Source organism: Streptomyces sp. NPDC046931 (genome assembly GCF_040644655.1).
Classification (GTDB): Bacteria; Actinomycetota; Actinomycetes; order Streptomycetales; family Streptomycetaceae; genus Streptomyces.
In genome coordinates, this window is record NZ_JBEYWX010000006.1 from 87,734 (window position 1) to 110,909 (window position 23,176).

Annotated in this window: 23 protein-coding genes and 1 pseudogene; 14 read left to right on the forward strand and 10 right to left on the reverse strand. The window is 71.7% G+C overall.

Annotation, left to right across the window (positions count from 1 at the left end; genetic code table 11):
• The first annotated feature begins 505 nt into the window (after positions 1-505).
• The gene (locus ABZ876_RS14085) at positions 506-1,183 is read left to right on the forward strand and encodes a glycoside hydrolase family 75 protein (RefSeq protein ID WP_361779298.1); all 678 of its coding nucleotides are present in this window, start codon (positions 506-508) and stop codon (positions 1,181-1,183) included.
• A 28-nt stretch (positions 1,184-1,211) separates the two neighbouring features.
• Here the strand turns inward: ABZ876_RS14085 and ABZ876_RS14090 are convergent, their stop codons facing one another.
• The 7 genes from ABZ876_RS14090 to ABZ876_RS14120 form a co-directional block, all read right to left on the reverse strand.
• Entirely contained in the window at positions 1,212-1,628 is a 417-nt protein-coding gene (locus ABZ876_RS14090) for a PTS fructose transporter subunit IIA (protein ID WP_361779301.1), read from the reverse strand.
• The gene (dhaL, locus tag ABZ876_RS14095) at positions 1,621-2,220 is read right to left on the reverse strand and encodes a dihydroxyacetone kinase subunit DhaL (protein WP_361779304.1); all 600 of its coding nucleotides are present in this window, start codon (positions 2,218-2,220) and stop codon (positions 1,621-1,623) included. Before dhaL ends, ABZ876_RS14090 begins: the two co-directional genes overlap by 8 nt.
• A 68-nt stretch (positions 2,221-2,288) precedes the next feature.
• Positions 2,289-3,281: a dihydroxyacetone kinase subunit DhaK gene (gene dhaK / locus ABZ876_RS14100; protein WP_361779307.1), complete on the reverse strand. Its 993-nt coding sequence runs from the start codon at positions 3,279-3,281 to the stop codon at positions 2,289-2,291.
• A gap of 732 nt (positions 3,282-4,013) precedes the next feature.
• Positions 4,014-4,370, reverse strand: coding sequence for a hypothetical protein (locus ABZ876_RS14105; protein ID WP_361779310.1), 357 nt, complete (start codon positions 4,368-4,370; stop codon positions 4,014-4,016).
• A gap of 5 nt (positions 4,371-4,375) precedes the next feature.
• Positions 4,376-4,543 (reverse strand): hypothetical protein, encoded by a 168-nt coding sequence (locus ABZ876_RS14110; RefSeq protein ID WP_361779313.1) that lies wholly within the window; start codon positions 4,541-4,543, stop codon positions 4,376-4,378.
• A gap of 10 nt (positions 4,544-4,553) precedes the next feature.
• Entirely contained in the window at positions 4,554-4,766 is a 213-nt protein-coding gene (locus ABZ876_RS14115; protein ID WP_361779316.1) for a DUF6479 family protein, read from the reverse strand.
• 64 nt (positions 4,767-4,830) lie between these two features.
• Positions 4,831-5,232, reverse strand: coding sequence for a ChaB family protein (locus ABZ876_RS14120; RefSeq protein ID WP_361779319.1), 402 nt, complete (start codon positions 5,230-5,232; stop codon positions 4,831-4,833).
• A 133-nt stretch (positions 5,233-5,365) separates the two neighbouring features.
• On the opposite strand from ABZ876_RS14120, the gene ABZ876_RS14125 reads away from it, so the two are divergent.
• The 6 genes from ABZ876_RS14125 (at position 5,366) to ABZ876_RS14150 (ending at position 12,404) form a co-directional block, all read left to right on the forward strand.
• Positions 5,366-5,734, forward strand: coding sequence for a ferredoxin (locus tag ABZ876_RS14125; protein ID WP_361779322.1), 369 nt, complete (start codon positions 5,366-5,368; stop codon positions 5,732-5,734).
• Positions 5,735-5,881: 147 nt separating this feature from the next.
• Positions 5,882-7,060 carry an acyl-CoA dehydrogenase family protein gene (locus ABZ876_RS14130; RefSeq protein WP_361779325.1) on the forward strand — a complete coding sequence of 393 codons (1,179 nt, stop codon included), beginning with the start codon at positions 5,882-5,884 and terminating at the stop codon, positions 7,058-7,060.
• A 34-nt stretch (positions 7,061-7,094) separates the two neighbouring features.
• Entirely contained in the window at positions 7,095-8,006 is a 912-nt protein-coding gene (locus tag ABZ876_RS14135) for an oxygenase MpaB family protein (RefSeq protein WP_361779328.1), read from the forward strand.
• 103 nt (positions 8,007-8,109) lie between these two features.
• Positions 8,110-9,687: an NAD(P)/FAD-dependent oxidoreductase gene (locus tag ABZ876_RS14140; protein ID WP_361779331.1), complete on the forward strand. Its 1,578-nt coding sequence runs from the start codon at positions 8,110-8,112 to the stop codon at positions 9,685-9,687.
• Positions 9,688-9,747: 60 nt separating this feature from the next.
• Positions 9,748-10,857, forward strand: a complete 1,110-nt coding sequence (locus ABZ876_RS14145; protein ID WP_361779334.1) for a nitronate monooxygenase family protein — start codon at positions 9,748-9,750, stop codon at positions 10,855-10,857.
• On the forward strand, positions 10,854-12,404 hold the full coding sequence (locus ABZ876_RS14150) for an acyl-CoA synthetase (RefSeq protein ID WP_361779337.1): 1,551 nt from the start codon (positions 10,854-10,856) through the stop codon (positions 12,402-12,404). Before ABZ876_RS14145 ends, ABZ876_RS14150 begins: the two co-directional genes overlap by 4 nt.
• A 7-nt stretch (positions 12,405-12,411) precedes the next feature.
• Here ABZ876_RS14150 and ABZ876_RS14155 read toward each other — a convergent pair whose 3' ends face one another.
• On the reverse strand, positions 12,412-12,609 hold the full coding sequence (locus ABZ876_RS14155; RefSeq protein WP_361779340.1) for a hypothetical protein: 198 nt from the start codon (positions 12,607-12,609) through the stop codon (positions 12,412-12,414).
• Between the two features lie 201 nt (positions 12,610-12,810).
• Here ABZ876_RS14155 and ABZ876_RS14160 point away from each other — a divergent pair, with 201 nt between their 5' ends.
• A complete protein-coding gene (locus ABZ876_RS14160; protein WP_361779343.1) occupies positions 12,811-13,527 on the forward strand; it encodes a MerR family transcriptional regulator in 717 nt (238 codons plus the stop codon).
• Positions 13,528-13,607: 80 nt separating this feature from the next.
• Positions 13,608-15,107 carry an acyl-CoA synthetase gene (locus tag ABZ876_RS14165; protein ID WP_361779346.1) on the forward strand — a complete coding sequence of 500 codons (1,500 nt, stop codon included), beginning with the start codon at positions 13,608-13,610 and terminating at the stop codon, positions 15,105-15,107.
• 6 nt (positions 15,108-15,113) lie between these two features.
• On the opposite strand, the gene paaK is transcribed toward ABZ876_RS14165, so the two are convergent.
• Positions 15,114-16,409, reverse strand: a complete 1,296-nt coding sequence (gene paaK / locus ABZ876_RS14170; RefSeq protein ID WP_361779349.1) for a phenylacetate--CoA ligase PaaK — start codon at positions 16,407-16,409, stop codon at positions 15,114-15,116.
• 206 nt (positions 16,410-16,615) lie between these two features.
• Between paaK and ABZ876_RS14175 the strand changes: the two are divergent.
• Positions 16,616-17,321 (forward strand): annotated as a pseudogene (locus ABZ876_RS14175) (alpha/beta fold hydrolase).
• Here ABZ876_RS14175 and ABZ876_RS14180 read toward each other — a convergent pair.
• Positions 17,315-18,934, reverse strand: a complete 1,620-nt coding sequence (locus ABZ876_RS14180; RefSeq protein WP_361779352.1) for an acyl-CoA synthetase — start codon at positions 18,932-18,934, stop codon at positions 17,315-17,317. The pseudogene ABZ876_RS14175 and the gene ABZ876_RS14180 overlap by 7 nt on opposite strands.
• Before the next feature lie 186 nt (positions 18,935-19,120).
• Here ABZ876_RS14180 and ABZ876_RS14185 point away from each other — a divergent pair, with 186 nt between their 5' ends.
• From ABZ876_RS14185 to ABZ876_RS14200, 4 genes are read left to right on the forward strand one after another with little or no spacing between them, the layout of a single operon-like run.
• Complete coding sequence (locus ABZ876_RS14185) at positions 19,121-19,921, forward strand: crotonase/enoyl-CoA hydratase family protein (protein WP_361779355.1); 801 nt, start codon at positions 19,121-19,123, stop codon at positions 19,919-19,921.
• 21 nt (positions 19,922-19,942) lie between these two features.
• The gene (locus ABZ876_RS14190; protein WP_361779358.1) at positions 19,943-20,884 is read left to right on the forward strand and encodes an OB-fold domain-containing protein; all 942 of its coding nucleotides are present in this window, start codon (positions 19,943-19,945) and stop codon (positions 20,882-20,884) included.
• Complete coding sequence (locus ABZ876_RS14195) at positions 20,881-21,951, forward strand: thiolase domain-containing protein (RefSeq protein WP_361779361.1); 1,071 nt, start codon at positions 20,881-20,883, stop codon at positions 21,949-21,951. The genes ABZ876_RS14190 and ABZ876_RS14195 overlap by 4 nt, the downstream gene beginning before the upstream one ends.
• Positions 21,948-23,114 (forward strand): thiolase domain-containing protein, encoded by a 1,167-nt coding sequence (locus ABZ876_RS14200; protein WP_361779364.1) that lies wholly within the window; start codon positions 21,948-21,950, stop codon positions 23,112-23,114. The genes ABZ876_RS14195 and ABZ876_RS14200 overlap by 4 nt, the downstream gene beginning before the upstream one ends.
• The last annotated feature ends 62 nt before the right edge of the window (positions 23,115-23,176 follow it).

Sequence of the window (23,176 nt, forward strand, 5' to 3'; positions counted from 1 at the left end):
TCGCCTCCGCTCACCGCTTGGATACCGCTGGGCCGCATGTAATCAGACGTGGACCTGTCGCGATCTACATCCGTCGAATCCATCGTAATTTGAACAACTTAGGCGATTTCATCCACTCTGAGGAGTTTTTCGCATTTTATAAACTGTATGTAGCATTAGCTCACTCTTCGTTATCGATAAGCCTTATCCGCCGGCCGGACGTTGCCCATGCATACGGTGGAAGTGAGGGGCGATGTCCGGCGCCCCCGGCCCGGATACGTATGCTGGACCCCGAAGCGGCTTGAACTCGCTTGTCTTCCAAGGCAGTTCGTGCCGACGGCGCGGTCCGCTGTCGTCGCTGATCCCGCGCCGGCGAGCGCGGTCGAGCGCCGGGTCCCCGTCCGGTCCCGGCGCTCGGCCGCACCACGGGCACGTGCTCCGTCCGGCCCTCTCCGCTGGACGCGCGCCGGACGGCGGCACCACGGTGGGAGGGTGATCGTCCACCCCCAGGAGAGGGGCCCGCACCGTGCTCGTCCCGTCACTCGCGCTGGCCGTCGCCGGCGCCGCCCTGCTCGTCCCCGCCACGCTTCCCCCCGCCCACCCCCACGAACGCCGGGAGGGCGTCGTCCGCGCCGCCGACCTGCTGGCCAAGGTACGCAACTGCCTCCGCATATCCCACGGCCGCTACCGCAGCGACCAGGGAGCCCCGGCCGACATACCCGTCTGCGGCGCCCGCGGTGCCGTGTTCTGGACGGCCGACATGGACATCGACTGCGACGGTCGCCCCGGCATCCACTGCAACTCCCGGACCGACCCGTACTTCACCCCCGCCACCACCCACCGGCAGTCCGACGGGCGGTACCCGAGCGCCGAGACCCTGCCGTACCTCGTGGTGCCCGGGGCGAGCAGCATCTGGGACCACCGGGCGTACGGCATCGGAGGGGGTTCCGTCGCCGCCGTCGTACACGGGGGGCGCATCGAGTACACGGTCGTCGCCGACACCGGCCCCAAAGAGGTCATCGGAGAGGCCTCCTACGCCGCCGCACGGGCCCTCGGCATCAACCCCGACCCGCGCAGCGGCGGAACGGACGGCCCGGTCACGTACATCGTCTTTCGCGGCTCCCAGGCCGTCCCGCTCGAGAACCACCGGGTGGCCGCGGCCCAAGGGCACGCACTGGCGCTCAAGTTCCTGGCGGAGAACTGACCCCGACGGACCGGCGGAGGCGTCCGCGTCACTCCTTGCGGTACGTGTACGCCTCCGCGGCCGCAGCCGCCACCGCCGTCAGATCGGCGCCCGCCGAGGCCGTGACTACCGCGGCGACCGCGCCCTCCACGAAGGGGGCGTCGACCAGCCGGGTGTTCTCGGGGAGTTCGTCGCCCTCGGCGAGCAGCGCCTTCACGGTGAGTACGGCGCTGCCCAGGTCCGCGAGCACGGCCACCCCGGCCCCCCGGTCCACGGCGGCGGCCGCCGCGGAGACCAGCTCGGAACTGGTGCCGAGCCCACCGTCGAGCGTGCCGCCCGCCGGGGCGACGGGCACCGTCGTGGAGCCGCCCGCCAGGCCCTTCGCCAGTTCCGCGACCGACTCGGCGACGGCGGCACTGTGCGAGACGAGCACGATGCCGACCAGCTTGTCGGAGGTGTCACTCACCGGCGGCCTCCACGAGTGCGGCGATCAGCAGGGCCGAGGACGTGGCACCGGGGTCCTGGTGCCCGATGCTGCGCTCGCCCAGATAACTCGCCCGGCCCTTGCGGGCCTGCAACGGCGTCGTCGCGACCGCTCCCTCCTCTGCGGCCGCCGCGGCCGCCCCGAACGAGGTGGCCAGCGCGTCCACCGCGGGTACCAGGGCGTCCACCATGGTCTTGTCGCCGGGTGCCGCTCCGCCGAGCGCCATGACCCCGTCCACGCCGGCCCGCAGCGCCTGAGCCAGCTGCTCCTCGGTCACCTCCCCGTCGTCCCCGAGCGCCTTGCCGGCGCGCCGCAGCAGTGTGCCGTACAGCGGACCGGAGGCGCCGCCGACCGTCGAGATCAGCTGCCTGCCCGCCAGCTGGAGGACCGCGCCCGGAGTGGCCGGCGCCTCCTTCTCCAGCGTGGCCGTGACCGCACGGAAGCCGCGTTGCATATTGGCGCCGTGGTCGGCGTCGCCGATCGGCGAGTCGAGCGCGGTCAGTCGCTCCGCCTCGCGGTCGACGGACACGGCGGCCGCCGTCATCCAGCGGCGGAAGAAGTCGGCGTCGAGCACTGCATCTCCTTGCGTGGTATGGAGGTTGACCTCACTCACAGTTCCGTGGCACGCGCGCGCCGGGAGCCTCAGCTGCCCCAGCGCAGGCCCGGCGTGCTGACCGGCGCGTCCCACAGCCGCAGCAGCTCCTCGTCGACCTGGCACAGGGTGACCGACGCGCCCGCCATGTCGAGGGAGGTGACGTAGTTGCCCACGAGGGTGCGGGCGACGGCGACACCGCGCTCGGCCAGCACCCGCTGCACCTCGGCGTTGTAGCCGTACAGCTCCAGCAGCGGGGTGGCGCCCATCCCGTTGACCAGGACCAGTACGGGATTGTGTGGCTCCATGTCGTCGAGGATGGCGTTCACCGAGAAGTCGGCGATCTCGCGCGAGGTCATCATCGGCCGCCGCTCACGCCCCGGCTCACCGTGGATGCCGATGCCCAACTCCAGCTCGCCCGGCGGGAGATCGAAGGTAGGGGTGCCCTTGGCGGGCGTGGTGCACGCGCCGAGGGCCACACCGAAACTGCGCGAGTTCTCGTTGACCTGCCGGGCGATGGACTCCACCCGCTCCAGCCGCTGCCCCTCGTCCGCGGCCGCCCCCGCGATCTTCTCCACGAACAGAGTGGCACCGGTGCCGCGCCGGCCCGCAGTGTAGAGGCTGTCGGTGACGGCGACGTCATCGTTCACCAGCACCTTCGCGACCTGGATGCCCTCGTCCTCGGCGAGCTCGGCGGCCATGTCGAAGTTGAGCACGTCACCGGTGTAGTTCTTCACGATGAACAGCACGCCCGCGCCGCTGTCCACGGCCGCGGCGGCGCGCACCATCTGATCCGGCACCGGGGAGGTGAACACCTCGCCGGGGCACGCCGCCGAGAGCATCCCCGGGCCCACGAAGCCGCCGTGCAGCGGCTCGTGCCCCGAGCCGCCGCCCGAGACCAGTGCGACCTTGCCCGCGACCGGGGCGTCCCGCCGCACGATCACCCGGTTCTCCACGTCGATGGTCAGTTCGGGATGCGCGGCCGCCATGCCCCGCAGCGCGTCCGAGACCACCGTCTCCGGGACGTTGATCAGCATCTTCATGGGAGCCTCCTGACATGCCTGGCAGTCTTCGGTCTCGGTGGCCGTGAGCGGTCGGCGGTGAGCCACTGTCGGCAGTATCCGTGTTCGAGGGGCGCTGGTCACGTGCGTGGACGTTCCCGGGCGTGTACGGGGACGGGCCGTGGTGGATGCGGCTGCCTCTCCGGCATCACCCCCGCCCAACAGGGGCCCCGCCGCGCCGGGTTCGGGAGATCCCGCGTGTACGACCCGATCGGCGCAATCACCCGTCGGTGAGGTCGGGGCGGACGAACAGCCGGCCGCCGTCGGTCTCGGAGGGAGACGTCGAGACCGCGCCCCTTGAGGATGGCGAGTCTCGGCAGGCGGCAGGCGGCAGGCGGCAGGCGGCAGGCGGCAGGCGGCAGGCGGCAGGCGGTGCGCGGTGTGCCGTGCAGCGTCGCCGCCCCGTGCGCAGGGCACCGAGGTGGTAGCCGCGTGCGACGAACTGCGCGGGCGGCACCGGTGAGCGGCATGCCCGACAGGCTTGGAGACCCGGTTCCGGCCCGCATGCGCACCATGACGAACTGGACGCTCAACGTGCTGACGGGCTACGACTTCGTCCGCACGGGCCCGACCGGCCGTCCGGCCACGCTCAAGGGCTTCGAACGGCCCCACGCCTACCTCACGCCGGACCTGATCAGCTCCCACACGGCGCCGGGGACGACGGACCGACGGACACCGCGCCCACACGACGCCCGTCGGTCCGCCCACCGCCGTTCAGCCCCTCGGGCGGTTGCCCTTCGGCTTCCCCCGCTGGTCGGGAGTCCCGTGCGGCGGGGGGCTCATGGGCTCGGGCGAGGTGGCGGGCGACACCGGGGAGCCCGCGCTGGACCGGCTCTCCTCCGGGCGCAGCGCGCCGGGGTCGCCGGAGGTCGGCCCGGCGCCGGAGTGCAACTGCTCCACGCGGGCCGACAGCAACGCGGTCACTTGCGCCCGGTCGGCGTGCGCCCGCTCGTGCGCCAGCAGCTCCTCCACCTCACCGGCGGTCAGGGAACGTATGCGGCTGTCCAGGCTGCCGACCGGCAGATGGTCGTAGTCGGGCAGCGGCAGGGTGCCGTGGCCGTGGTCGGCCATGGATCTCACTTCCTCTGTACATCGACCACAGACGGGGGCCGGCGGCGGCAGCCCGGCCCGCCGCTGCCGCGCCCGTCCCAGCGGGGTCGCCCGGCGGGCGCGCTCGTCCGGGACCCGAGATCGCCGCGAGTCTTCAGCTGCTGCGACGTGAGACGGCGACGGTTCCTGAGCACCTCGTCGGGTTCACGGGTGCTCGCTGACCTCGGGCACCGGCCCCCCTTCGGGCGGCTTCGGCTGCTCCTCGGGGCGGGGCGGCGCGGGCTCCCGGCGCCGGATGCGGGCGCCCATCCGGAAGGCGCCGGCCAGGAGCGCCACCACGATGAGGCCCACGGCGAACGGCCCGATACCGTCCAGCAGGTCACGGGTCACGGCGAGGTCCACCGACTCGGTTCTCACGGCACGCGGGTACCCCTGGTCCCTTCGGTGAACCCGCACATCCGGACCGGCTCACCCGGCCCCCTCACGAGCGCGCGGCCCGGGTCTTCGAGCGGTTCGCCTTGCGGATGGCGTCCAGCAGCTCCGCCTTCGACATCCGGGACCGCCCGTCGACGCCGAGGCGCTTGGCCACGCCGTAGAGGTGCTCCTTCGACGCCTGCTCGTCGACGCCCTCGCCGCTGCGCCCGCCCTGCTGCCGGGGCCGCGCCGAGCGGGGGTCCGAGGGGCCCTTGCGGCCGCCCTCCTTGCGCTCCCAGTGGTCGCCGATCTTCTCGTACTTGTGCTTGAGCGCGCCGAATGCCACCCGGTGCGCCCGTTCACCCTCGCCGTACTGCTCCACCGCCGAGTCATGGGCCTTGATCCAGGTATGCTGGGCGTCCTTGGGAGAGCGCTCCAGCGTCGACGGCAGCTCCTGTCGTCCGGGCACGGTCCACCTCCGTCCGTAGGACCCCGTATGTCGTCGCTCACCCGGGCCCCGAGTGCCCCGCACGGGGGCGGAAAAACGACGGCCGCCCCGGGACACGGGTTTGACGGGCCCGGCACCGGCTACCCGCTCGGCCGTGACCACATCCCAACAGGAGGTCTACCGCTTCCTGGAGGATCGCTTCGCCTGTGCGCTGGCCTGCACCGAATGTGCGCGGGCGTGCGCCCTGCGCGCGAGCCTCGCGGAGGCGGAGGGGCCCTACGACCAGGAATTCCTGCGGCGCAAGGGAATCATGTGCGCGGAGGTCTGCGACTCGACCTGCCGGGTTCTGTCCGATCAGGGGCCCCAGGACGAGGCTCGTATCCGCGGCGAGGTGGAGTGGTGCCTGGCCGTCTGCCTGGAGAGCGCGCACCTCTTCGACGCGGACCCCGGTGGCGAGCAGGCCGCGCGGTCCTGCCGGGAGTGCGCCCGGGCCTGTTCCGGCTTCCTGGCGACGCTCCGCTGACGGGACGAGCGGGACGGCCGGGCGGGGCGCTCCCGCGCCGGCGGGAGGGCGGCCCCTTGTGGGGCCGGTGCACCGGCATTCCCAATTTCTGAAACACGTTCTACGGTGTGCGCCGTCAGGACCGGCCTTGGGGAGCCTGGAGGCGCCGTGCATCTCGACTACACGCCCGAGCAGCAGCGGTTGCGCACCGAATTACGCCGCTACTTCGCCGACCTCGTGCCGGACAACGCCTACGCCCGCCACGGCGAACCGGCCGCCCAGAAGCGCTTCTACCGCGACACCATCCGCCGCCTGGGCCGCGACGGCTGGCTCGGCGTCGGCTGGCCGAAGGAGTACGGCGGGCGCGGACTGGGCGCGATGGAGCAGTTCATCTTCTTCGACGAGGCCGCGCAGGCGGGCGTACCGCTGCCGCTGATGGCGCTCAACACGGTGGGCCCCACGCTCATGCGGTTCGGTACGGAGGAACAGAAGACACGCTTCCTGCCCGCGATCCTCTCGGGCGAGATCGACTTCGCGATCGGCTACAGCGAGCCCGACGCGGGCACGGACCTGGCGTCCCTGAAGACCCGCGCGGTGCGGGACGGTGACACGTACGTCGTCAACGGCCAGAAGATCTGGACCACCAACGGCGACACCGCGGACTGGGTGTGGCTCGCCGTGCGCACCGACCCCGGCGCCCCGCCGCACCAGGGCATCACCATGCTGCTCGTGCCGACCACCGACCCCGGCTACTCCTGCACCCTGATCCGCACCCTCGCCTCCCACGACACCACCGCGAGCCACTACGAGAACGTCCGCGTCCCCGTCTTCCACCGCGTCGGCGAGGAGAACCAGGGCTGGCGACTGATCACCAACCAGCTCAACCACGAGCGCGTCACCCTGGCCGCGCACGGCACCATGGCGATCCGCGCCCTGCACGATGTGCAGCGCTGGGCCATGGAGACCAAGCTCGCCGACGGCCGCCGGGTGATCGACCTGCCCTGGGTCCGGCGTCTGCTCGCCCGGACCCACACCAGGCTGGACGCGATGAAACTCCTCAACTGGCGGATGGTGAGCGCGGTCCAGGACGGCACGCTCACCCCGCAGGAGGCCTCCGCCGTGAAGGTCTACGGTTCCGAGGCCCGCCGCGACGCCTACGCCTGGCTGATGGAGATCGTCGCCGCCGCCGGCGCACTGAAGGAGGGATCGGCGGGCGCCGTGCTCCACGGCGAACTGGAGCGCGGCTACCGCTCGGCCGTGATCTTCACCTTCGGCGGCGGCAACAACGAGATCCAACGCGAGATCATCTCCTGGATCGGCCTGGGGATGCCCCGTGTGCGGCGCTGATGCGCTCTGCTCGCAGGAGTGACAGGGTCGGACCGTGGAGGTGCTGGTGGGGTTGCGCGCCCGGATCGCCGACGAGCTCAAGGCGACCGTGCACGGAGGAGACCTCAGACTGGAACGGTACGAGGGGCCGGCCGGTGATCCCGGGCTGCTCGGGATCGCCCCGGGCGATCCCGCCTGGCGGGTGCACGGCCATCCGACCGGCATGCTCACCGGCGGGTTCGCGGCGCTGATGCTCCAGTCCCTGCATCCCCTGGCCATGGCGGGGGTCGACCAGCACTCCGACTTCCGCTCCGACCCGGTCGGCCGGCTCATCGGCACCGCCCGGTTCATCACCACGACGACCTTCGGCTCCGAGCCGGCCGCGCGGCAGGAGATCGCTCTGGTCCGCCGTATCCACACCCGGGTGCGCGGCACCGCTCCGGACGGCCGGCCGTACCGCGCGGACGACCCCGAGCTGCTGACCTGGGTGCACACCGCCGAGGCGCGCAGCTTCCTGGCGGGCTATCAGACGTACGCGTCCCGGAGGGCCCGGCTCACGCCCGCCGAGTGCGACACCTACTACCGCCAGGTCGCCCCGGTGGCCGAGGCACTGGGCGCACGGAGGGTGCCGCGCAGCTCGCGGGAGATCGAGCGTTATCTGTCCCGGATCCGCCCCCAACTCCGTGCCACTCCGGCCGCGCTGGACTCCGTGCGGTTTCTGCGCCGCTTCGGCCGCAGCGCACGGGAGCGGATGGTCGTGGACGTGCTGATGAATGCCTCGGTCGGGCTCCTTCCCGACTGGGCGCGGGCCGAACTCGGCATTCATCGTCCGACCGCCGTTCGCTCCTGCTGGGACCGGCCGGTGGCGACGGCGGTCGGACGCACGCTCGAGTGGGCACGCGGTCCCTCCGAAATCCACGCCGCCGCGCAGCGCCGTATGGCCTCGCCGCCGCCGGCGGACACATGACGGGCACCCCTGGGCGGCACCCGGCCGAGCGGTCTCCCGCCTCGACCGGGTCCTGTGCGGCCCCGCTCTGGCCCGGGCGGATCATGGCGTGCTACCAAGAGACATGGCTGCACACGAGGGACGCGAGGAATACGACGCTGTGATCGTCGGCGGCGGGCACAACGGGCTGGTTGCCGCCGCCTATCTCGCCCGGGCCGGGCTATCCGTACTGGTGCTGGAGCGGCTGGACCACACCGGGGGAGCCGCCGTCTCCACCCGCCCGTTCGACGGAGTCGACGCGCGGCTGTCGCGCTACTCGTACCTGGTCAGCCTGTTGCCACGGAAGATCGTCCGGGATCTGGACCTGGACTTCCGGGTGCGTGGGCGCACCGTGTCCTCGTACACCCCCGTCGAGCGCGGCGGACGCCCCACCGGCCTCCTCGTCGGCGGCGGCGAACGGCGCACCCGGGAGGCGTTCGCCCGGCTCACCGGTTCCGGCCGTGAGTACGAGGCGTGGCAGCGCTTCTACGGGATGACCGGCCGGGTCGCCCAGCGTGTCTTCCCCACCCTCACCGAGCCTCTGCCCACCCGGGACGAGCTGCGGCGCCGTGTCGACGACGAGGAGGCGTGGCGGGTGCTGTTCGAGGAGCCGATCGGCGCCGCCGTCGAGGAGTACTTCGCCGACGACCTGGTCCGCGGGGCCGTCCTGACCGACGCGCTCATCGGCACCTTCGCCGACGCCCACGACGCCTCGCTGCGGCAGAACCGCTGCTTCCTCTACCACGTGATCGGCGGCGGCACGGGCGCCTGGGACGTCCCGGTCGGCGGCATGGGGGCGCTGACCGACGCGCTGGTGAGGGCAGCGCGTGCCGCGGGCGTGGTGATCGCCACCGGACACGAGGCGGTTCGGATCGAGAGCGACGGGCACACCGCAGAGGTCGCGTTCCGCACCGAGGACGGCGACGGCACCGTCTCCGCCCGGCACGTCCTTGTGAACGCCTCGCCGCAGGCCCTGGCCCAGCTCACCGGCGGCACCCCTCCCGCGCCGGCCGAGGGCGCCCAGCTGAAGGTGAACATGCTGCTCACCCGGCTGCCCGCGCTGCGCGACCCCTCCGTCGATCCGCGCGAGGCCTTCTCCGGGACCTTCCACATCGCCGAGGGGTACGAGCAGCTGGCCACCGCGTATGCCGAGGCGGCCGCGGGGGCGCCGCCCACCGCGCCGCCCTCGGAGATCTACTGCCACTCGCTCACCGACCCGACCATCCTCGGCCCCGACCTCGTCGAGCGGGGCTACCAGACCCTCACCCTCTTCGGCCTGCACACGCCCGCACGGCTCTTCGAACGCGACAACGACGGGGTGCGGGAGGAACTGGTGAAGTCGACGCTGGCCCAGTTGGACGCCCACCTCGCCGAGCCGCTCGAGGACTGCCTCGCCACGGACGCGCAAGGGCGCCCCTGTATCGAGGCGAAGACCCCGCTCGACCTGGAGCGGGAGCTGCGGCTGCCCGGCGGCAACATCTTCCACCGTGAGCTGGCCTGGCCGTACGCACAGCAGGGCACGGGCCGCTGGGGCGTGGAGACGCGCCACGCCAACGTCCTGCTGTGCGGCGCGGGCGCGGTGCGCGGTGGCGGTGTGAGCGGGGTGCCGGGGCACAACGCGGCGATGGCGGTCCTCGAGGGGCCCGACGCCGCCGCCCGGTAAATCTGACGCACTATCAGGAAAGCTCTTCCCACCTTCCGGCCGCTGCGGCATCCTGCGCGCATGCAGACGGAGCTGAGCAAGCGGCTGGGCGTCGAGCACGCACTCTTCGGCTTCACCCCGTTTCCCGCCGTCGCCGCGGCCATCAGCAGAGCGGGCGGATTGGGGGTGCTCGGCGCGGTCCGCTACACCGCCCCCGACGAACTCGAGCGCGATCTCGACTGGATCGAGGAGCACGCGGACGGCAGGCCCTACGGCCTCGACGTCGTCATGCCCGCGAAGAAGGTCGACGGCGTCACGGAGGCCGATGTCGAGGCGATGATCCCGGAAGGGCACCGCCAGTTCGTCGAGAACACCCTCGCCGCGTACGGGGTGCCCGAACTGGCCGAGGGCGAGGCGGCCGGGTGGCGGATCACCGGCTGGATGGAGCAGGTGGCCCGCACCCAGCTCGACGTCGCCTTCGACCACCCGATCAGGCTGCTCGCCAACGCTCTCGGCTCCCCACCGGCCGACGTCGTGGCCCGCGCCCACGACAAGGGCATCCTGGTCGCAGCGCTCGCCGGCAGCGCCCGGCACGCCCGCAAGCACCGGGAGGCGGGCATCGACGTCGTCGTCGCCCAGGGATACGAGGCGGGCGGCCACACCGGGGAGATCACCACGATGGTGCTCACTCCCGAAGTGGTGGACGCCGTGCACCCGTTGCCCGTGCTGGCCGCCGGAGGCATCGGCAGCGGCGAGCAGGCGGCCGCCGCCCTGGCGCTCGGCGCGCAGGGTGTCTGGCTCGGCTCGGTCTGGCTGACCACCACGGAGGCCGGACTCCCCTCGCCCCTCCTGGTGCGGAAGCTGCTCGCCGCAGGATCCGGCGACACGGTCCGCTCGCGGGCGCTGACCGGCAAGCCGGCCCGGCAGCTGCGTACCGCGTGGACCGACGCCTGGGACGACCCGGAGGGGCCCGGCGCCCTGCCCATGCCGTTGCAGGGGCTGCTGGTCGCCGAGGCCGTCAGCCGCATCCAGAAGTACGAGGTGGACCCCCTGCTCGGCACGCCCGTCGGCCAGATCGTCGGCCGTATGAACAGCGAACGCAGTGTCCAGGCCGTCGTCGACGACCTCACCCGAGGGTTTGAGCAGGCCGTCGACCGCATCAACCGGATCGCCGGAAGGAGCCAGCAGTGAGCCAGGCCGCCAACGGTTTCTGGGCCCAGGCAGCGGCGGACCCCGAGCGCACGGTCCTCGTCGCTCCCGACGGGCAGGAGTGGAGCGCCGGGCGGTTGCTGGCCTCGGCCCACCAACTGGTGCACGGGCTGCGCGCCGCGGGGCTCGAACGCGGTGACTCCTTCGCCGTCGTGCTGCCCAACGGCGTCGAGTTCCTCACCGCGTACCTGGCCGCCACCCAGGCCGGCCTCTACCTCGTGCCGGTCAACCACCACCTCGTCGGGCCCGAGATCGCCTGGATCGTCGCCGACTCCGGCGCCAAGGTGCTCATCGCGCACGAGCGGTTCGCCGACGCGGCCCGGAGCGCCGCCGACCAGGCGGAGCTGCCGGCCGGCCGCCGGTACGCGGTCGGCGAGGCGGAGGGCTTTTGCCCGTACGCCGAACTCCTCGCCGGACAGCCCGGGTCGGCGCCCGAGGGACGCACCCTCGGGTGGGTGATGAACTACACCTCGGGCACCACGGGCCGCCCGCGCGGCATCCGCCGCCCGCTGCCCGGCATACCCCCCGAGGAGACCTACCTCGGGGGCTTCCTCGGCATCTTCGGCATCAGGCCGTACGACGACAACGTCCACCTCGTCTGCTCGCCGCTCTACCACACCGCCGTGCTCCAGTTCGCGGGCGCCTCCCTGCACCTCGGGCACCGGCTGGTCCTGATGGACAAGTGGACGCCGGAGGAGATGCTCCGTCTCATCGACACCCACGCGTGCACGCACACGCACATGGTCCCCACCCAGTTCCACCGCCTGCTCGCCCTGCCCGACGACGTGAAGGCGCGCTACGACGTCTCCTCCATGCGGCACGCCATCCACGGCGCCGCGCCCTGTCCCGACCATGTGAAGCGGGCGATGATCGAGTGGTGGGGCGAATGCGTCGAGGAGTACTACGCGGCGAGCGAGGGCGGCGGCGCCTTCGCGACCGCCGAGGACTGGCTGAAGAAGCCCGGCACGGTAGGCAGGGCCTGGCCCATCAGCGAACTGGCGATCTTCGACGACGACGCCAACCGGCTGCCGCCCGGTGAACTCGGCACCGTCTACATGAAGATGAGCACCGGCGGATTCTCGTACCACAAGGACGAGGCCAAGACCCGGAAGAACCGCATCGGCGACTTCTTCACCGTCGGCGACCTCGGCTGTCTCGACGAGGACGGCTACCTCTTCCTGCGCGACCGCAAGATCGACCTGATCATCTCCGGTGGGGTCAACGTCTATCCGGCGGAGGTCGAGGCCGCCCTGCTGGGGCACCCCGCCGTGGCCGACGCCGCCGCCTTCGGTATTCCGCACGACGACTGGGGCGAGGAGGTGAAGGCGGTCGTCGAGCCCGCCCCCGGGCATGAGCCCGGCCCCGCCCTCGCCGCGGACATCCTGGAGCACTGCGCCCGTCGGCTCGCCGGCTATAAGCGGCCCAGGAGCGTCGACTTCATCGAGACGATGCCCCGCGATCCGAACGGCAAGCTGTACAAGCGCCGACTGCGCGAACCCTACTGGGAGAACCGCACCCGCCCGGTGTGAGGCGGGGTCAGGCCCCGGTGGCCGCGACGATGCGCCACCGGCCGGCCTCCCGGTGGCCCGAGTCGTAGACGGCCGCGCCGTCGCCGGGCTTCAGGGCGTAGTGGCCGAGATTGCCACCCCAGTAGCGGAGGATGCGCCCCAGTTCGCGCGCGGCATCCTCCGAGGACCACCCCTCAACCATGTTCACTTCAAGAAGAAACTTCATCTACGCCGCCTTCCGCTCATGGATCCGTTCCGCCCGGGGCCGCCGGGCGGGACCTGCGGCTTCAATTGTTTCATTCAAGTGCTACCAGAGACTTTGACGAGCATCACCACGGGTCGTCCCTTCACGTTGCCGGAAAAGTCTCAACCGGGGGTGAGGCGTTAGGGTGAGTGCGCCCGGAAGCCGACGGCGGGGGAGGGCAGCGTGGCGGACCGGCTGCGCGTCAGCGATCTGGCGCGTTCGGCTGGGATCTCGGTCCAGCAGATCCGCACCTATGCGGACACAGGGGTGCTGCCCCCGGTCGAACGGACGGCGGGCGGCTACCGCGTCTTCACCGGCGCACACGCCGAAGCCCTGGCGGCCGCACGCCAGTTGGCCGCCGGCCACGGCTGGGGCACCGCCCGTCTCGTTCTGCGTGCCGTGCACACCGGTGACCCGGAGGCCGCACTGGCGGCGCTGGACGCAAGCCATGCCCGGCTGGACCGGGAACGCGGTGAACTGGCGGCCGTCCACGACGCCCTGAAGACCTTCCTGACGGACCACACGACCCTCCCGGCCACCGGGCATCGGCACCTGCGCATCGGCCAGGTCGCCCGTGCCGTCGGCGTCAAACCGCCCGTACTCCGGCTCTGGGAAACCCGCGGTCTGCTGCGGCCCGACCGGGAGCCCGCCACCGGATACCGCCTCTACCCCCGCTCCGAGCAGATCGCCGCGCACGTCGTCGCGCTGCTGCGCCGGGGCCACCACCCGCTCGCCACCATCGACGCGGTCCTGGACGAACTGCGGGCGACGGGCAGCCCCGAGCGCGTCCTGGAGGAACTGACCCACCGGGAACAGGACCTGCACCGCCGCAGCCTTCACCGGCTCAAGGCGTCCGCGGCCCTGTACGCCTATCTGCGGTACCTCGGACAGGCCCCGTGACACCGCGCGACGGGCTTGACCCGCCGCGCGCGAGGCCACGAGGATCGCGCCAGGACCAGGGGCGGACGAAGGGGCGGTTCATGACGGCGGGACGAAGCGTCACGGTCGACGGCACACTGCGGCGCAGCGCCCGGCGCACCCCGGAGCGCGTCGCGATCCGGTACGAGGACCGGTCGTGGACCTATGCCGAACTCGACGACGCAGTCTCCCGCGCCGCCCGCGTCCTGCGCGAGAGCGGGCTCGGCCCCGGGGACCGGGTCGGCGCCTACGGTCACAACTCCGACGCGTATCTGATCGGCTTCCTGGCCTGCGCACGCGCAGGGCTGGTGCATGTGCCGGTCAACCAGAACCTGACCGGCGAGGACCTGGCGTACCTCGTCGACCAGTCCGGCTGCGCCCTTGTCCTCGCCGATCCGGACCTCGCCGGGAACCTCCCCGGCGGCGTACGTGTGCGGCCGCTGCGTGACGCGGACGACTCCCTGCTCGCCCGTCTCGCCGTCACCGAGCCTTACGACGGCGAGGAGCCGCGCGGCGAGGATCTGGTGCAACTGCTCTACACATCCGGTACGACCGCGCTGCCCAAGGGCGCGATGATGACGCACCGGGCGCTGGTGCACGAGTACCTCAGCGCGATCACCGCACTCGACCTGAGCGCGGGTGACCGGCCCGTGCACGCACTGCCGCTCTACCACTCGGCGCAGATGCACGTGTTCCTGCTGCCCTGTCTCGCCGTCGGCGCGCAGAACATCATCCTCGGCGCGCCCGACGGCGACCGGCTCTTCGACCTGATCGAGACCGGCGGCGTGGACAGCCTGTTCGCGCCGCCCACTGTGTGGATCGGCCTCGCGAACCGCCCCGACTTCGCCACCCGCGACCTGAGCGGGCTGCGCAAGGCCTACTACGGTGCCTCGATCATGCCCGTGCCCGTCCTGGAGCGCCTGAAGGAGCGGCTGCCGAAGCTCGCGTTCTACAACTGCTTCGGGCAGAGCGAGATCGGCCCGCTGGCCATGGTCCTCGGGCCCGATGAGCACAAGGGTCGCATGGACTCGTGCGGGCGCCCGGTGCTGTTCGTGGAGGCCAAGCTCGTCGACGAGGCCGGCCAGGACGTGCCCGACGGGGAGCGGGGCGAGATCGTCTACCGGTCACCGCAGTTGTGCGAGGGGTACTGGGACAAACCCGAGGAGACCGCCGAGGCCTTCCGCGACGGCTGGTTCCACTCCGGCGATCTCGCGGTGCGCGACACCCGGGGCTACTTCACGGTCGTGGACCGGGTCAAGGACGTCATCAACTCCGGTGGTGTGCTGATCGCCTCGCGGCAGGTCGAGGACGCTCTGTACACGCATGAGCGGGTCGCCGAGGTGGCGGTGATCGGCCTGCCCGACGAGCGGTGGATCGAGGCGGTCACCGCCGTGGTCGTGCCGTGCGGGGAGGTGACCGAGGCCGAACTCCTCGCGCACGCGCGCGAGAGGCTCGCCCACTTCAAGGCTCCCAAGCGAGTGCTGTTCGTGGACGAGCTGCCACGCAACGCAAGCGGAAAGATCCTCAAGCGGGAGCTGCGGGAACGCTTCGCACAGGCCTGAGCCGGGTCAACGCGGCCGTAGATCCACGATCCGCCGGATCTTGCCCACCGACCTCTCCAGCGACTCCGGCTCGACGATCTCCACGCCGACCGTGAGGCCGATCCCGTCCTTCACGGCCGCGGCGATGGCGAGCGCCGCCGCATCCCGCTGCCCGGGGGTGGCACCGGCCCGGGCCTCGGCTCGCACGGTCAGCGCGTCGAGCCGCCCCTCGCGGGTCAGCCGCAGCTGGAAGTGCGGTGCCACGCCCGCGGTGCGCAGCACGATCTCCTCGATCTGGGTGGGGAAGAGGTTGACCCCGCGCAGGATGACCATGTCGTCGCTGCGGCCCGTGATCTTCTCGATCCGCCGGAAGGCCCGGGCGGTGCCGGGCAGCAGGCGGGTCAGGTCCCGGGTCCGGTAGCGGATGACAGGCATGGCCTCCTTGGTCAGGGAGGTGAACACCAGCTCGCCCTCCTCACCGTCGGGCAGCACCTCACCCGTGAGGGGGTCGACGACCTCGGGGTAGAAGTGGTCCTCCCACACATGCAGGCCGTCCTTGGTCTCGACGCACTCCTGTGCCACGCCGGGTCCGACGACCTCCGACAGTCCGTAGATGTCGACGGCGTCGATGGCGAACCGCTCCTCGATCTCGTGCCGCATCTCCTCGGTCCACGGCTCGGCGCCGAAGATGCCGACGCGCAGAGAGGTGGAGCGCGGGTCGACGCCCCGGCGTTCGAACTCGTCGAGGAGGGTGAGCATGTACGACGGGGTCACCATGATGACGCCCGGCTTGAGGTCCTGGATCAGCTGCACCTGCCGTGCGGTCATGCCGCCGGAGGCGGGGATCACCGTACATCCGAGGCGTTCGGCGCCGTAGTGGGCGCCGAGCCCGCCGGTGAAGAGGCCGTAGCCGTAGGCCACGTGCACCGTGTCGCCGGGGCGCCCGCCCGCCGCGCGGATCGACCGGGCCACCATGTCCGCCCACAGCGACAGGTCGTTGTCGGTGTACCCGACGACGGTGGGGCGCCCGGTGGTGCCGCTGGAGGCATGGATACGCCGGATCCGCTCGCGGGGCACGGCGAACATGCCGTACGGGTAGTTCTCCCGCAGATCGGCCTTCACGGTGAACGGGAACCGGGCGAGATCGGCGAGCGACCGGCAGTCGTCCGGGTGAACCCCTGCCTTGTCGAAGGCCTCCCGGTAGAAGGGCACATGCGCGTACGCGTGCCGCAGCGAGGCCCGCAACCGCTCGAGCTGGAGGTCCCGCAGCGCCTTCGGGTCGAGCCGTTCTCCCGCGTCCAGCAGATCGTGCACGTTCGCCATGAGGGCATCTCCCTCGTCAGTCACATCATTCCGGGCGACCGATCATTCGGTCGGATCATGTGGGCATTAGTAATTCAGCTCACCGGGTCGAAGGCAAGGGGACGGTTTCGACTTTCTGCGGCATGTCCGCGCTCCCCCCCCACGCTCCTGGAATCCTCGTTGCGGCCCGAGTCGCCCCGCCGCGAGGGTCAGGTACATGCCGAGCTTTGATCGCGTACGACGGGACCCGACTCGCGTACCACCTGCGGGGAGAAGGGGAGCCGCTCATCGTGCTGCCCGCAGGGCCCATTCGGGCCTGACAACTATCTCGGGGATCTCGGGGATCTCGGGGATCTCGGCGGGCTGGTGGCCCGGCGCCGGCTGGTGCTGCTCGATCTGCGCGGCACCGGGGACTCGGCGCCCCGGCGGACCCCGGGTCGTACCGATGCGACCGGCTCGTCGAGGACGTGGAGGCGCTCCGCGCGCACCTCGGCCTCGACCGGATGGACCTGCTCGGTCACTCGGCGGGCGGGAGCCTCGCTCTGCTCCACGCCGCCCGGTACCCGGAGCGTGTGTCCGCGCCGGCCCTGATCACCACCACCCCCTGGGCCCTCGGCATGCCCGCCGCCCCCGAACACCGGCTGACCGCGGCCCGGCTGCGCAAGGGCGAACCCTGGTTTCAGGACGCCGGGCGCCTACGACCCGCCCGCGACCCGCGCGGCGCTCGCCGGTCTGGCCGGTCCGGTCCTGATGTACGCGGGCGAACTCGACGGCGGTCCGCGCCCCGGACTGGCCCGGCGAGTCACCGAGTGTGTCCCGCATATCGAGTTCGTCGTCCAGCCGTCCGCCGGCCACTACCCGTGGCTGGACGATCCCGCTGGGTTCACCGCCCGGGCCGGCGACTTCTTCACCTCCGTGCGGGGCGTTCAGTGAGCCGCCGCCACCGCCACCTCCTTGGCCCAGCGGTAGTCCGCCTTGCCGCTGGGCGAGCGGCGGACGGTGTCGGTGATCACCAGCTGACGGGGCACCTTGTAGCCCGCCAGACGCGGCCGGCAGTGCGCCTGGATGTCCTCCAGGGTCGGCCGGGGCGCGCCCTTGCGGAGTTGCACCACCGCCGCCACACGATGGCCCCAGGTCGCGTCCGGCACCCCGGCGACCAGCGCGTCGTACACGTCCGGATGTGACTTCAGGGCCTGCTCCACCTCCTCCGGGTAGACCTTCTCACCACCGGTGTTGATGCACTGCGAGCCGCGGCCGAGGACCGTGACCACGCCCTCCTCGTCGACCGTCGCCATGTCGCCGAGCAGCACCCACCGCTCGCCGTCCTTCCGGAAGAACGTCTCGGCGGTCTTCGCGGGGTCGTTGTAGTAGCCGAGAGGCACGTGCCCCCGCTGTGCGAGCCGGCCCGGCTCCCCGGCCGCGACCGGTTCGCGGGTGACCGGATCCACCACACGGGTACGGGAGTTGACCCGGATGCGAAAGCCCTTGTCCGGTCCCGAGTCGGGGGTCGCGGTGCCGTTGAAGCCCGACTCCGAGGAACCGAAGTTGTTCAGCAGCAGCGCGTTCGGCACCAGCTCCTGGAGCTGGGCGCGCACGGTGTCCGACATGATCGCCCCCGACGACGACACACTGAGCAGGGACGAGCAGTCCGTGCCCTTCATCGGTCCGCTCAGCGCGTCGATCACCGGCCGGAGCATCGCGTCGCCCACCAGCGAGATGCTGGTGACCCTCTCCCTCTCCACGGTCCGCAGCACCTCCTCGGCCACGAACTTGCGGTGCAGCACGAGCCGCTGGCCGAAGTTGAAGCCGACGAACGCCGTGAGCGTGGACGTGCCGTGCATCAGCGGGGCGGTCGGGAAGAAGGTGAGGCCCTCACCGCCGGCCGCGACCCGCCGGGCCAGCTCCGCCGGACTGCTGACCGGCTCTCCGGTCGGGGCGCCGCCGCCGAGCCCGGAGAAGAAAAGGTCCTCCTGCCGCCACATCACCCCCTTCGGCATCCCGGTCGTGCCGCCGGTGTAGATGATGAACCGGTCGTCCGCCGATCGGGCCGGGAATCCGCGCTCCCGTGATCCGGCGGCATCGGCGCCGGCGAAGTCCACGGCGGGCATCGGGGCGGCGCCCGGTGCCGGGGTCCCCACCCGCAGCACGTGCCGCAGCCCCGGGACCCGGCGCAGCGCAGCCGCCACCCGGTCGGTGAACTCCGCGTCGAAGACCAGGGCCACCAGGTCCGCGTCCCGGTAGAGATAGACCAGCTCGTCCTCTACGTAGCGGTAGTTGACGTTGACCGGCACGATACGCGCCTTCAGACACCCCAGTACCGTCTGGAGGTACTCCACCCCGTTGTACAAGTGCAGCCCGAGGTGTTCCCCCGGCCGTATCCCGCGGTCGAGCAGATGGTGTCCGATGCGGTTGGCCGCCGCGTCCAGTTCCGCGTAGGTCAGGCGGCGCTCCGCTCCCGTGCCCGGGTGGTCGAGGTAGACGAGCGCCTCGCGGTGCGGGACCACGTCGACGACCGACTCGAACAGGTCGGCAAGGTTGTACTCCACCGCTCCTCCTGTCCCCGGCGAGGCTTGTGCAGAAAGGCGCGCCCATCGGTTCGCCGGTCATCAGAGCAAAGGCGGACGCAACTGTGAAGGCCCCTGGGCCAAGAAATCTGACTGACTGTCAGAAAACCCTTGCCCTGTCCCCGCGCCTCCTGCAACCTGTTCTCGTTCCGGAGACGGGAGGAAGCGATGGGCGGGACGGAACACCTCTCCGTACGGCGCGAAGGCGCCACACTCGTGCTCACGCTCAACAGGCCGGAGGCCAGGAACGCGCTCTCGTTGCCGATGCTGGTGGGGCTCTACGACGGCTGGATCGAGGCCGACGGGGACGACGCGATCCGCTCGATCGTGCTCACCGGCGCCGGCGGTTCCTTCTGTGCCGGAATGGACCTCAAGGCGCTGGCGGGGGGCGGCATGGACGGGCAGCACCACCGGGCCCGGCTCAAGGCCGACCCCGACCTGCACTGGAAGGCCATGCTGCGGCACCATCGCCCCCGTAAACCGGTGATCGCCGCCGTCGAGGGGTACTGCGTCGCGGGCGGCACCGAAATGCTCCAGGGGACCGACATCAGGGTCGCGGGTGAGTCCGCGACCTTCGGCCTGTTCGAGGTCCGCCGAGGCCTGTTCCCGATCGGCGGCTCGACCGTCCGGTTGCAGCGTCAGATCCCCCGCACGCACGCCCTGGAGATGCTGCTCACCGGACGGCCGTACAGCGCCCGGGAGGCCGCCGGCATCGGGCTGATCGGGCACGTCGTCCCCGACGGCGCCGCACTGGCCAGGGCATTGGAGATCGCCGAGCAGATCAACGCCTGCGGACCGCTCGCGGTCGAAGCCGTCAAGGCGTCGGTGTACGAGACCGCCGAGATGACCGAGAGCGATGGACTCGCCGCCGAGCTCACCCGCGGATGGCCCGTCTTTGACACCGCCGACGCCAAGGAAGGCGCCCGTGCCTTCACCGAGAAACGGCCCCCCGCCTACAAGCGCGCCTGAACCGTCGAAGGAGCCTTTGGCATGCCCGAAGTCCTCAAAGCCCCCCTCGTCGTCGAGTTCCCCTTCACCCGCTCCCTCGGCCCCGTGCAGAGCGCCTTCCTCACCGGTCTGCGCGAGCGCGTCGTCCTCGGGGTCAAGACCACCGACGACCGCACGCTCGTCCCGCCCGTCGAGTACGACCCCGTCACCGCGGAGGAGATCCGCGACCTCGTCGAGGTCGCCCCCACGGGCACGGTCACCACCTGGGCCTGGAACCACGCACCCCGCCGCGGCCAGCCCCTCGCCACCCCCTTCGCCTGGGTCCTGGTCCGCCTCGACGGAGCCGGCACCGCCCTGCTGCACGCCCTCGACGCCCCCGGACCCGACGCCGTCCACACCGGCATGCGTGTGCGCATCCGCTGGGCCGACGACCGCACCGGCGCCATCACCGACATCGCCTGCTTCGAGCCCTACGACGGCGAACCGGAGCAACCGGGCGACCACACCGGCGAGTTCGACGACCCGCTCACCGGCATCGTCACCCCCGCCCGCCTCGACTACACCTACGCGCCCGGCCGCGCCCAGTCCGCCTACATCAACGCCCTGTCCGGGCGGCGCACCGTCGGCGAGCGCTGCCCGTCGTGCCGCAAGGTGTACGTCCCGCCCCGGGGCGCCTGCCCCACCTGTGGTGTGGCCACCTCCGAACAGGTCGAGGCCGGGCCCCGCGGCACCGTCACCACCTTCTGCATCGTCAACATCAAAGCCAGGAACCTCGACATCGAGGTGCCGTACGTGTACGCCCACATCGCCCTCGACGGCGCCGATCTCGCGCTGCACGGGCGCATCGGCGGCATCCCCTACGACCAGGTGCGCATGGGCCTGCGCGTCGAGCCCGTGTGGACCGAAGGGGCCCGCTACCCCGACCACTACCGGCCGACCGGCGAACCGGACGCGGACTACGACACCTACAAGGAGCTGCTGTGACACGCGACGGCACGCCGTGGGCCCGCGAGATCGCCGTGGTCGCATTCGCGCAGACCGAACACCGCCGCACCAGCGACGAGCTCTCCGAGGTGGAGATGCTCATGCCGGTTCTGCACGACGTCCTCGCCCAGACCGGTCTCAGGACCGCCGACATCGGCTTCACCTGCTCCGGCTCCAGCGACTATCTCGCCGGCCGCGCCTTCTCCTTCACCCTCGCCCTCGACGGAGTGGGTGCCTGGCCGCCGATCTCCGAGTCGCACGTCGAGATGGACGGCGCCTGGGCGCTGTACGAGGCATGGACCAAGCTGCTCACGGGCGACGCGGACACCGCGCTGGTCTACGCGTACGGCAAGTCCTCACCCGGATCCGTGCGCGACGTCCTCACCCGCCAGCTCGACCCCTACTACCTGGCACCGCTGTGGCCGGACTCGGTCGCGCTCGCCGCCTTGCAGGCACAGGCGCTGATCGACGCGGGCGAGGCCGACGAGAGCGCCCTCGCCGGGATCGCGGCCCGCAACCGCGAGGCCGCCGCCGCCAACCCGCACGCCCAGCTGAGGGGTCCGGTGCCGCCCGGGGACTACGTCGTAAGGCCCCTGCGCACCGGAGACTGCCCGCCGATCGGTGACGGCGCCGCCGCCGTGATCCTCGCGGCGGGCGAGCGGGCGCGCGAGCTGTGCGCACGGCCCGCCTGGATCCGGGGGGTGGACCACCGCATCGAAGCCCATGCGCCCGGGGTGCGCGATCTGACCGACGCGCCGTCCGCACGGCTCGCCGCCGAGCGGGCCGGAGCCTTCGAACGGCCCGTGGACACCGCCGAGTTGCATGCTCCGTTCACCGCACAGGAGGTGATCCTGCGCAAGGCGCTACGGCTCGACGCGGGCGTCACGGTCAACCCTTCCGGGGGAGCCCTCGCCGCCAACCCGGTCATGGCCACCGGACTGATCCGCATCGGCGAGGCCGCCGCCCGCGTCCACCGCGGCGACTCCGACCGCGCGCTCGCCCACGCCACCTCCGGTCCGTGCCTGCAACAGAACCTGGTCGCCGTACTCGAAGGAGACCCGCGATGAGCAAGGAGCCCGTGGCCGTCATCGGCATCGGCCAGACGAGGCACGTCGCGGCGCGCCGGGACGTGTCGATCGCCGGGCTCGTCCGGGAGGCGGCCCGAAGGGCACTGGACGACGCAGAGCTGACCTGGTCCGACATCGACGCCGTGGTCATCGGGAAGGCCCCGGACTTCTTCGAGGGCGTCATGATGCCGGAGCTGTACCTCGCCGACGCGCTCGGCGCGGCCGGCAAGCCCATGCTCCGGGTGCACACGGCCGGATCGGTCGGCGGCTCCACCACGCTCGTCGCCGCGAACCTCGTCGCGGCCCGCGTCCACGGCACCGTGCTGACCCTCGCGTACGAGAAGCAGTCCGAGTCCAACGCGATGTGGGGCCTGTCCTTGCCGATCCCCTTCCAGCAGCCGCTGCTGGCCGGCGCCGGCGGATTCTTCGCGCCGCACGTCCGCGCGTACATCCGGCGCAGCGGCGCCCCCGACACCATCGGCTCCCTGGTCGCCTACAAGGACCGGCGCAACGCGCTGAAGAACCCGTACGCACACCTCCACGAGCACGACATCACCCTGGAGAAGGTGCAGTCCTCACCCATGCTGTGGGACCCGATCCGCTACTCCGAGACCTGCCCGTCCTCCGACGGCGCCTGCGCCATGGTGCTCACCGACCGCGTCGGAGCCGCCCGTTCCCCCCGGCCCCCCGCGTGGCTGCTCGGCGGCGCGATGCGCAGCGAGCCGACCCTGTTCGCGGGCAAGGACTTCGTGTCGCCGCAGGCCGGCAAGGACTGCGCCGCCGACGTCTACCGTCAGGCGGGCATCGCCGACCCGCGCCGGGACATCGACGCGGTCGAGATGTACGTGCCCTTCTCCTGGTACGAGCCGATGTGGCTGGAGAATCTCGGTTTCGCGGAGGAGGGCGAGGGCTGGAAGCTCACCGAGTCGGGGGTCACCGAACTCGACGGGGATCTGCCCGTCAACATGTCCGGCGGGGTGCTCTCCACGAATCCCATCGGCGCCTCCGGCATGATCCGCTTCGCCGAAGCCGCCCTCCAGGCGCGCGGCCAGGCCGGAGAACACCAGGTGGAGGGAGCCCGCAGGGTGCTCGGGCACGCCTATGGCGGCGGCTCGCAGTTCTTCTCCATGTGGCTGGTCGGCGACCGGCCGCCGACCTCCTGAGTGCATCGGACCCCGACGCCCTGTCGGCCGGGGGACACGCTCGCTAGGCTGGCCGCGGACGA

Excerpts from the sequence above, each read along its gene's own strand:
- dhaK (WP_361779307.1), bottom strand. The coding sequence starts at position 3,281 with ATGAAGATGCTGATCAACGTCCCGGAGACGGTGGTCTCGGACGCGCTG.
- ABZ876_RS14105 (WP_361779310.1), bottom strand. The coding sequence starts at position 4,370 with ATGGCCGACCACGGCCACGGCACCCTGCCGCTGCCCGACTACGACCAT.
- ABZ876_RS14140 (WP_361779331.1), top strand. The coding sequence starts at position 8,110 with ATGGCTGCACACGAGGGACGCGAGGAATACGACGCTGTGATCGTCGGC.
- ABZ876_RS14145 (WP_361779334.1), top strand. The coding sequence starts at position 9,748 with ATGCAGACGGAGCTGAGCAAGCGGCTGGGCGTCGAGCACGCACTCTTC.
- ABZ876_RS14155 (WP_361779340.1), bottom strand. The coding sequence starts at position 12,609 with ATGAAGTTTCTTCTTGAAGTGAACATGGTTGAGGGGTGGTCCTCGGAG.
- ABZ876_RS14165 (WP_361779346.1), top strand. The coding sequence starts at position 13,608 with ATGACGGCGGGACGAAGCGTCACGGTCGACGGCACACTGCGGCGCAGC.
- paaK (WP_361779349.1), bottom strand. The coding sequence starts at position 16,409 with ATGGCGAACGTGCACGATCTGCTGGACGCGGGAGAACGGCTCGACCCG.
- ABZ876_RS14185 (WP_361779355.1), top strand. The coding sequence starts at position 19,121 with ATGGGCGGGACGGAACACCTCTCCGTACGGCGCGAAGGCGCCACACTC.
- ABZ876_RS14190 (WP_361779358.1), top strand. The coding sequence starts at position 19,943 with ATGCCCGAAGTCCTCAAAGCCCCCCTCGTCGTCGAGTTCCCCTTCACC.
- ABZ876_RS14200 (WP_361779364.1), top strand. The coding sequence starts at position 21,948 with ATGAGCAAGGAGCCCGTGGCCGTCATCGGCATCGGCCAGACGAGGCAC.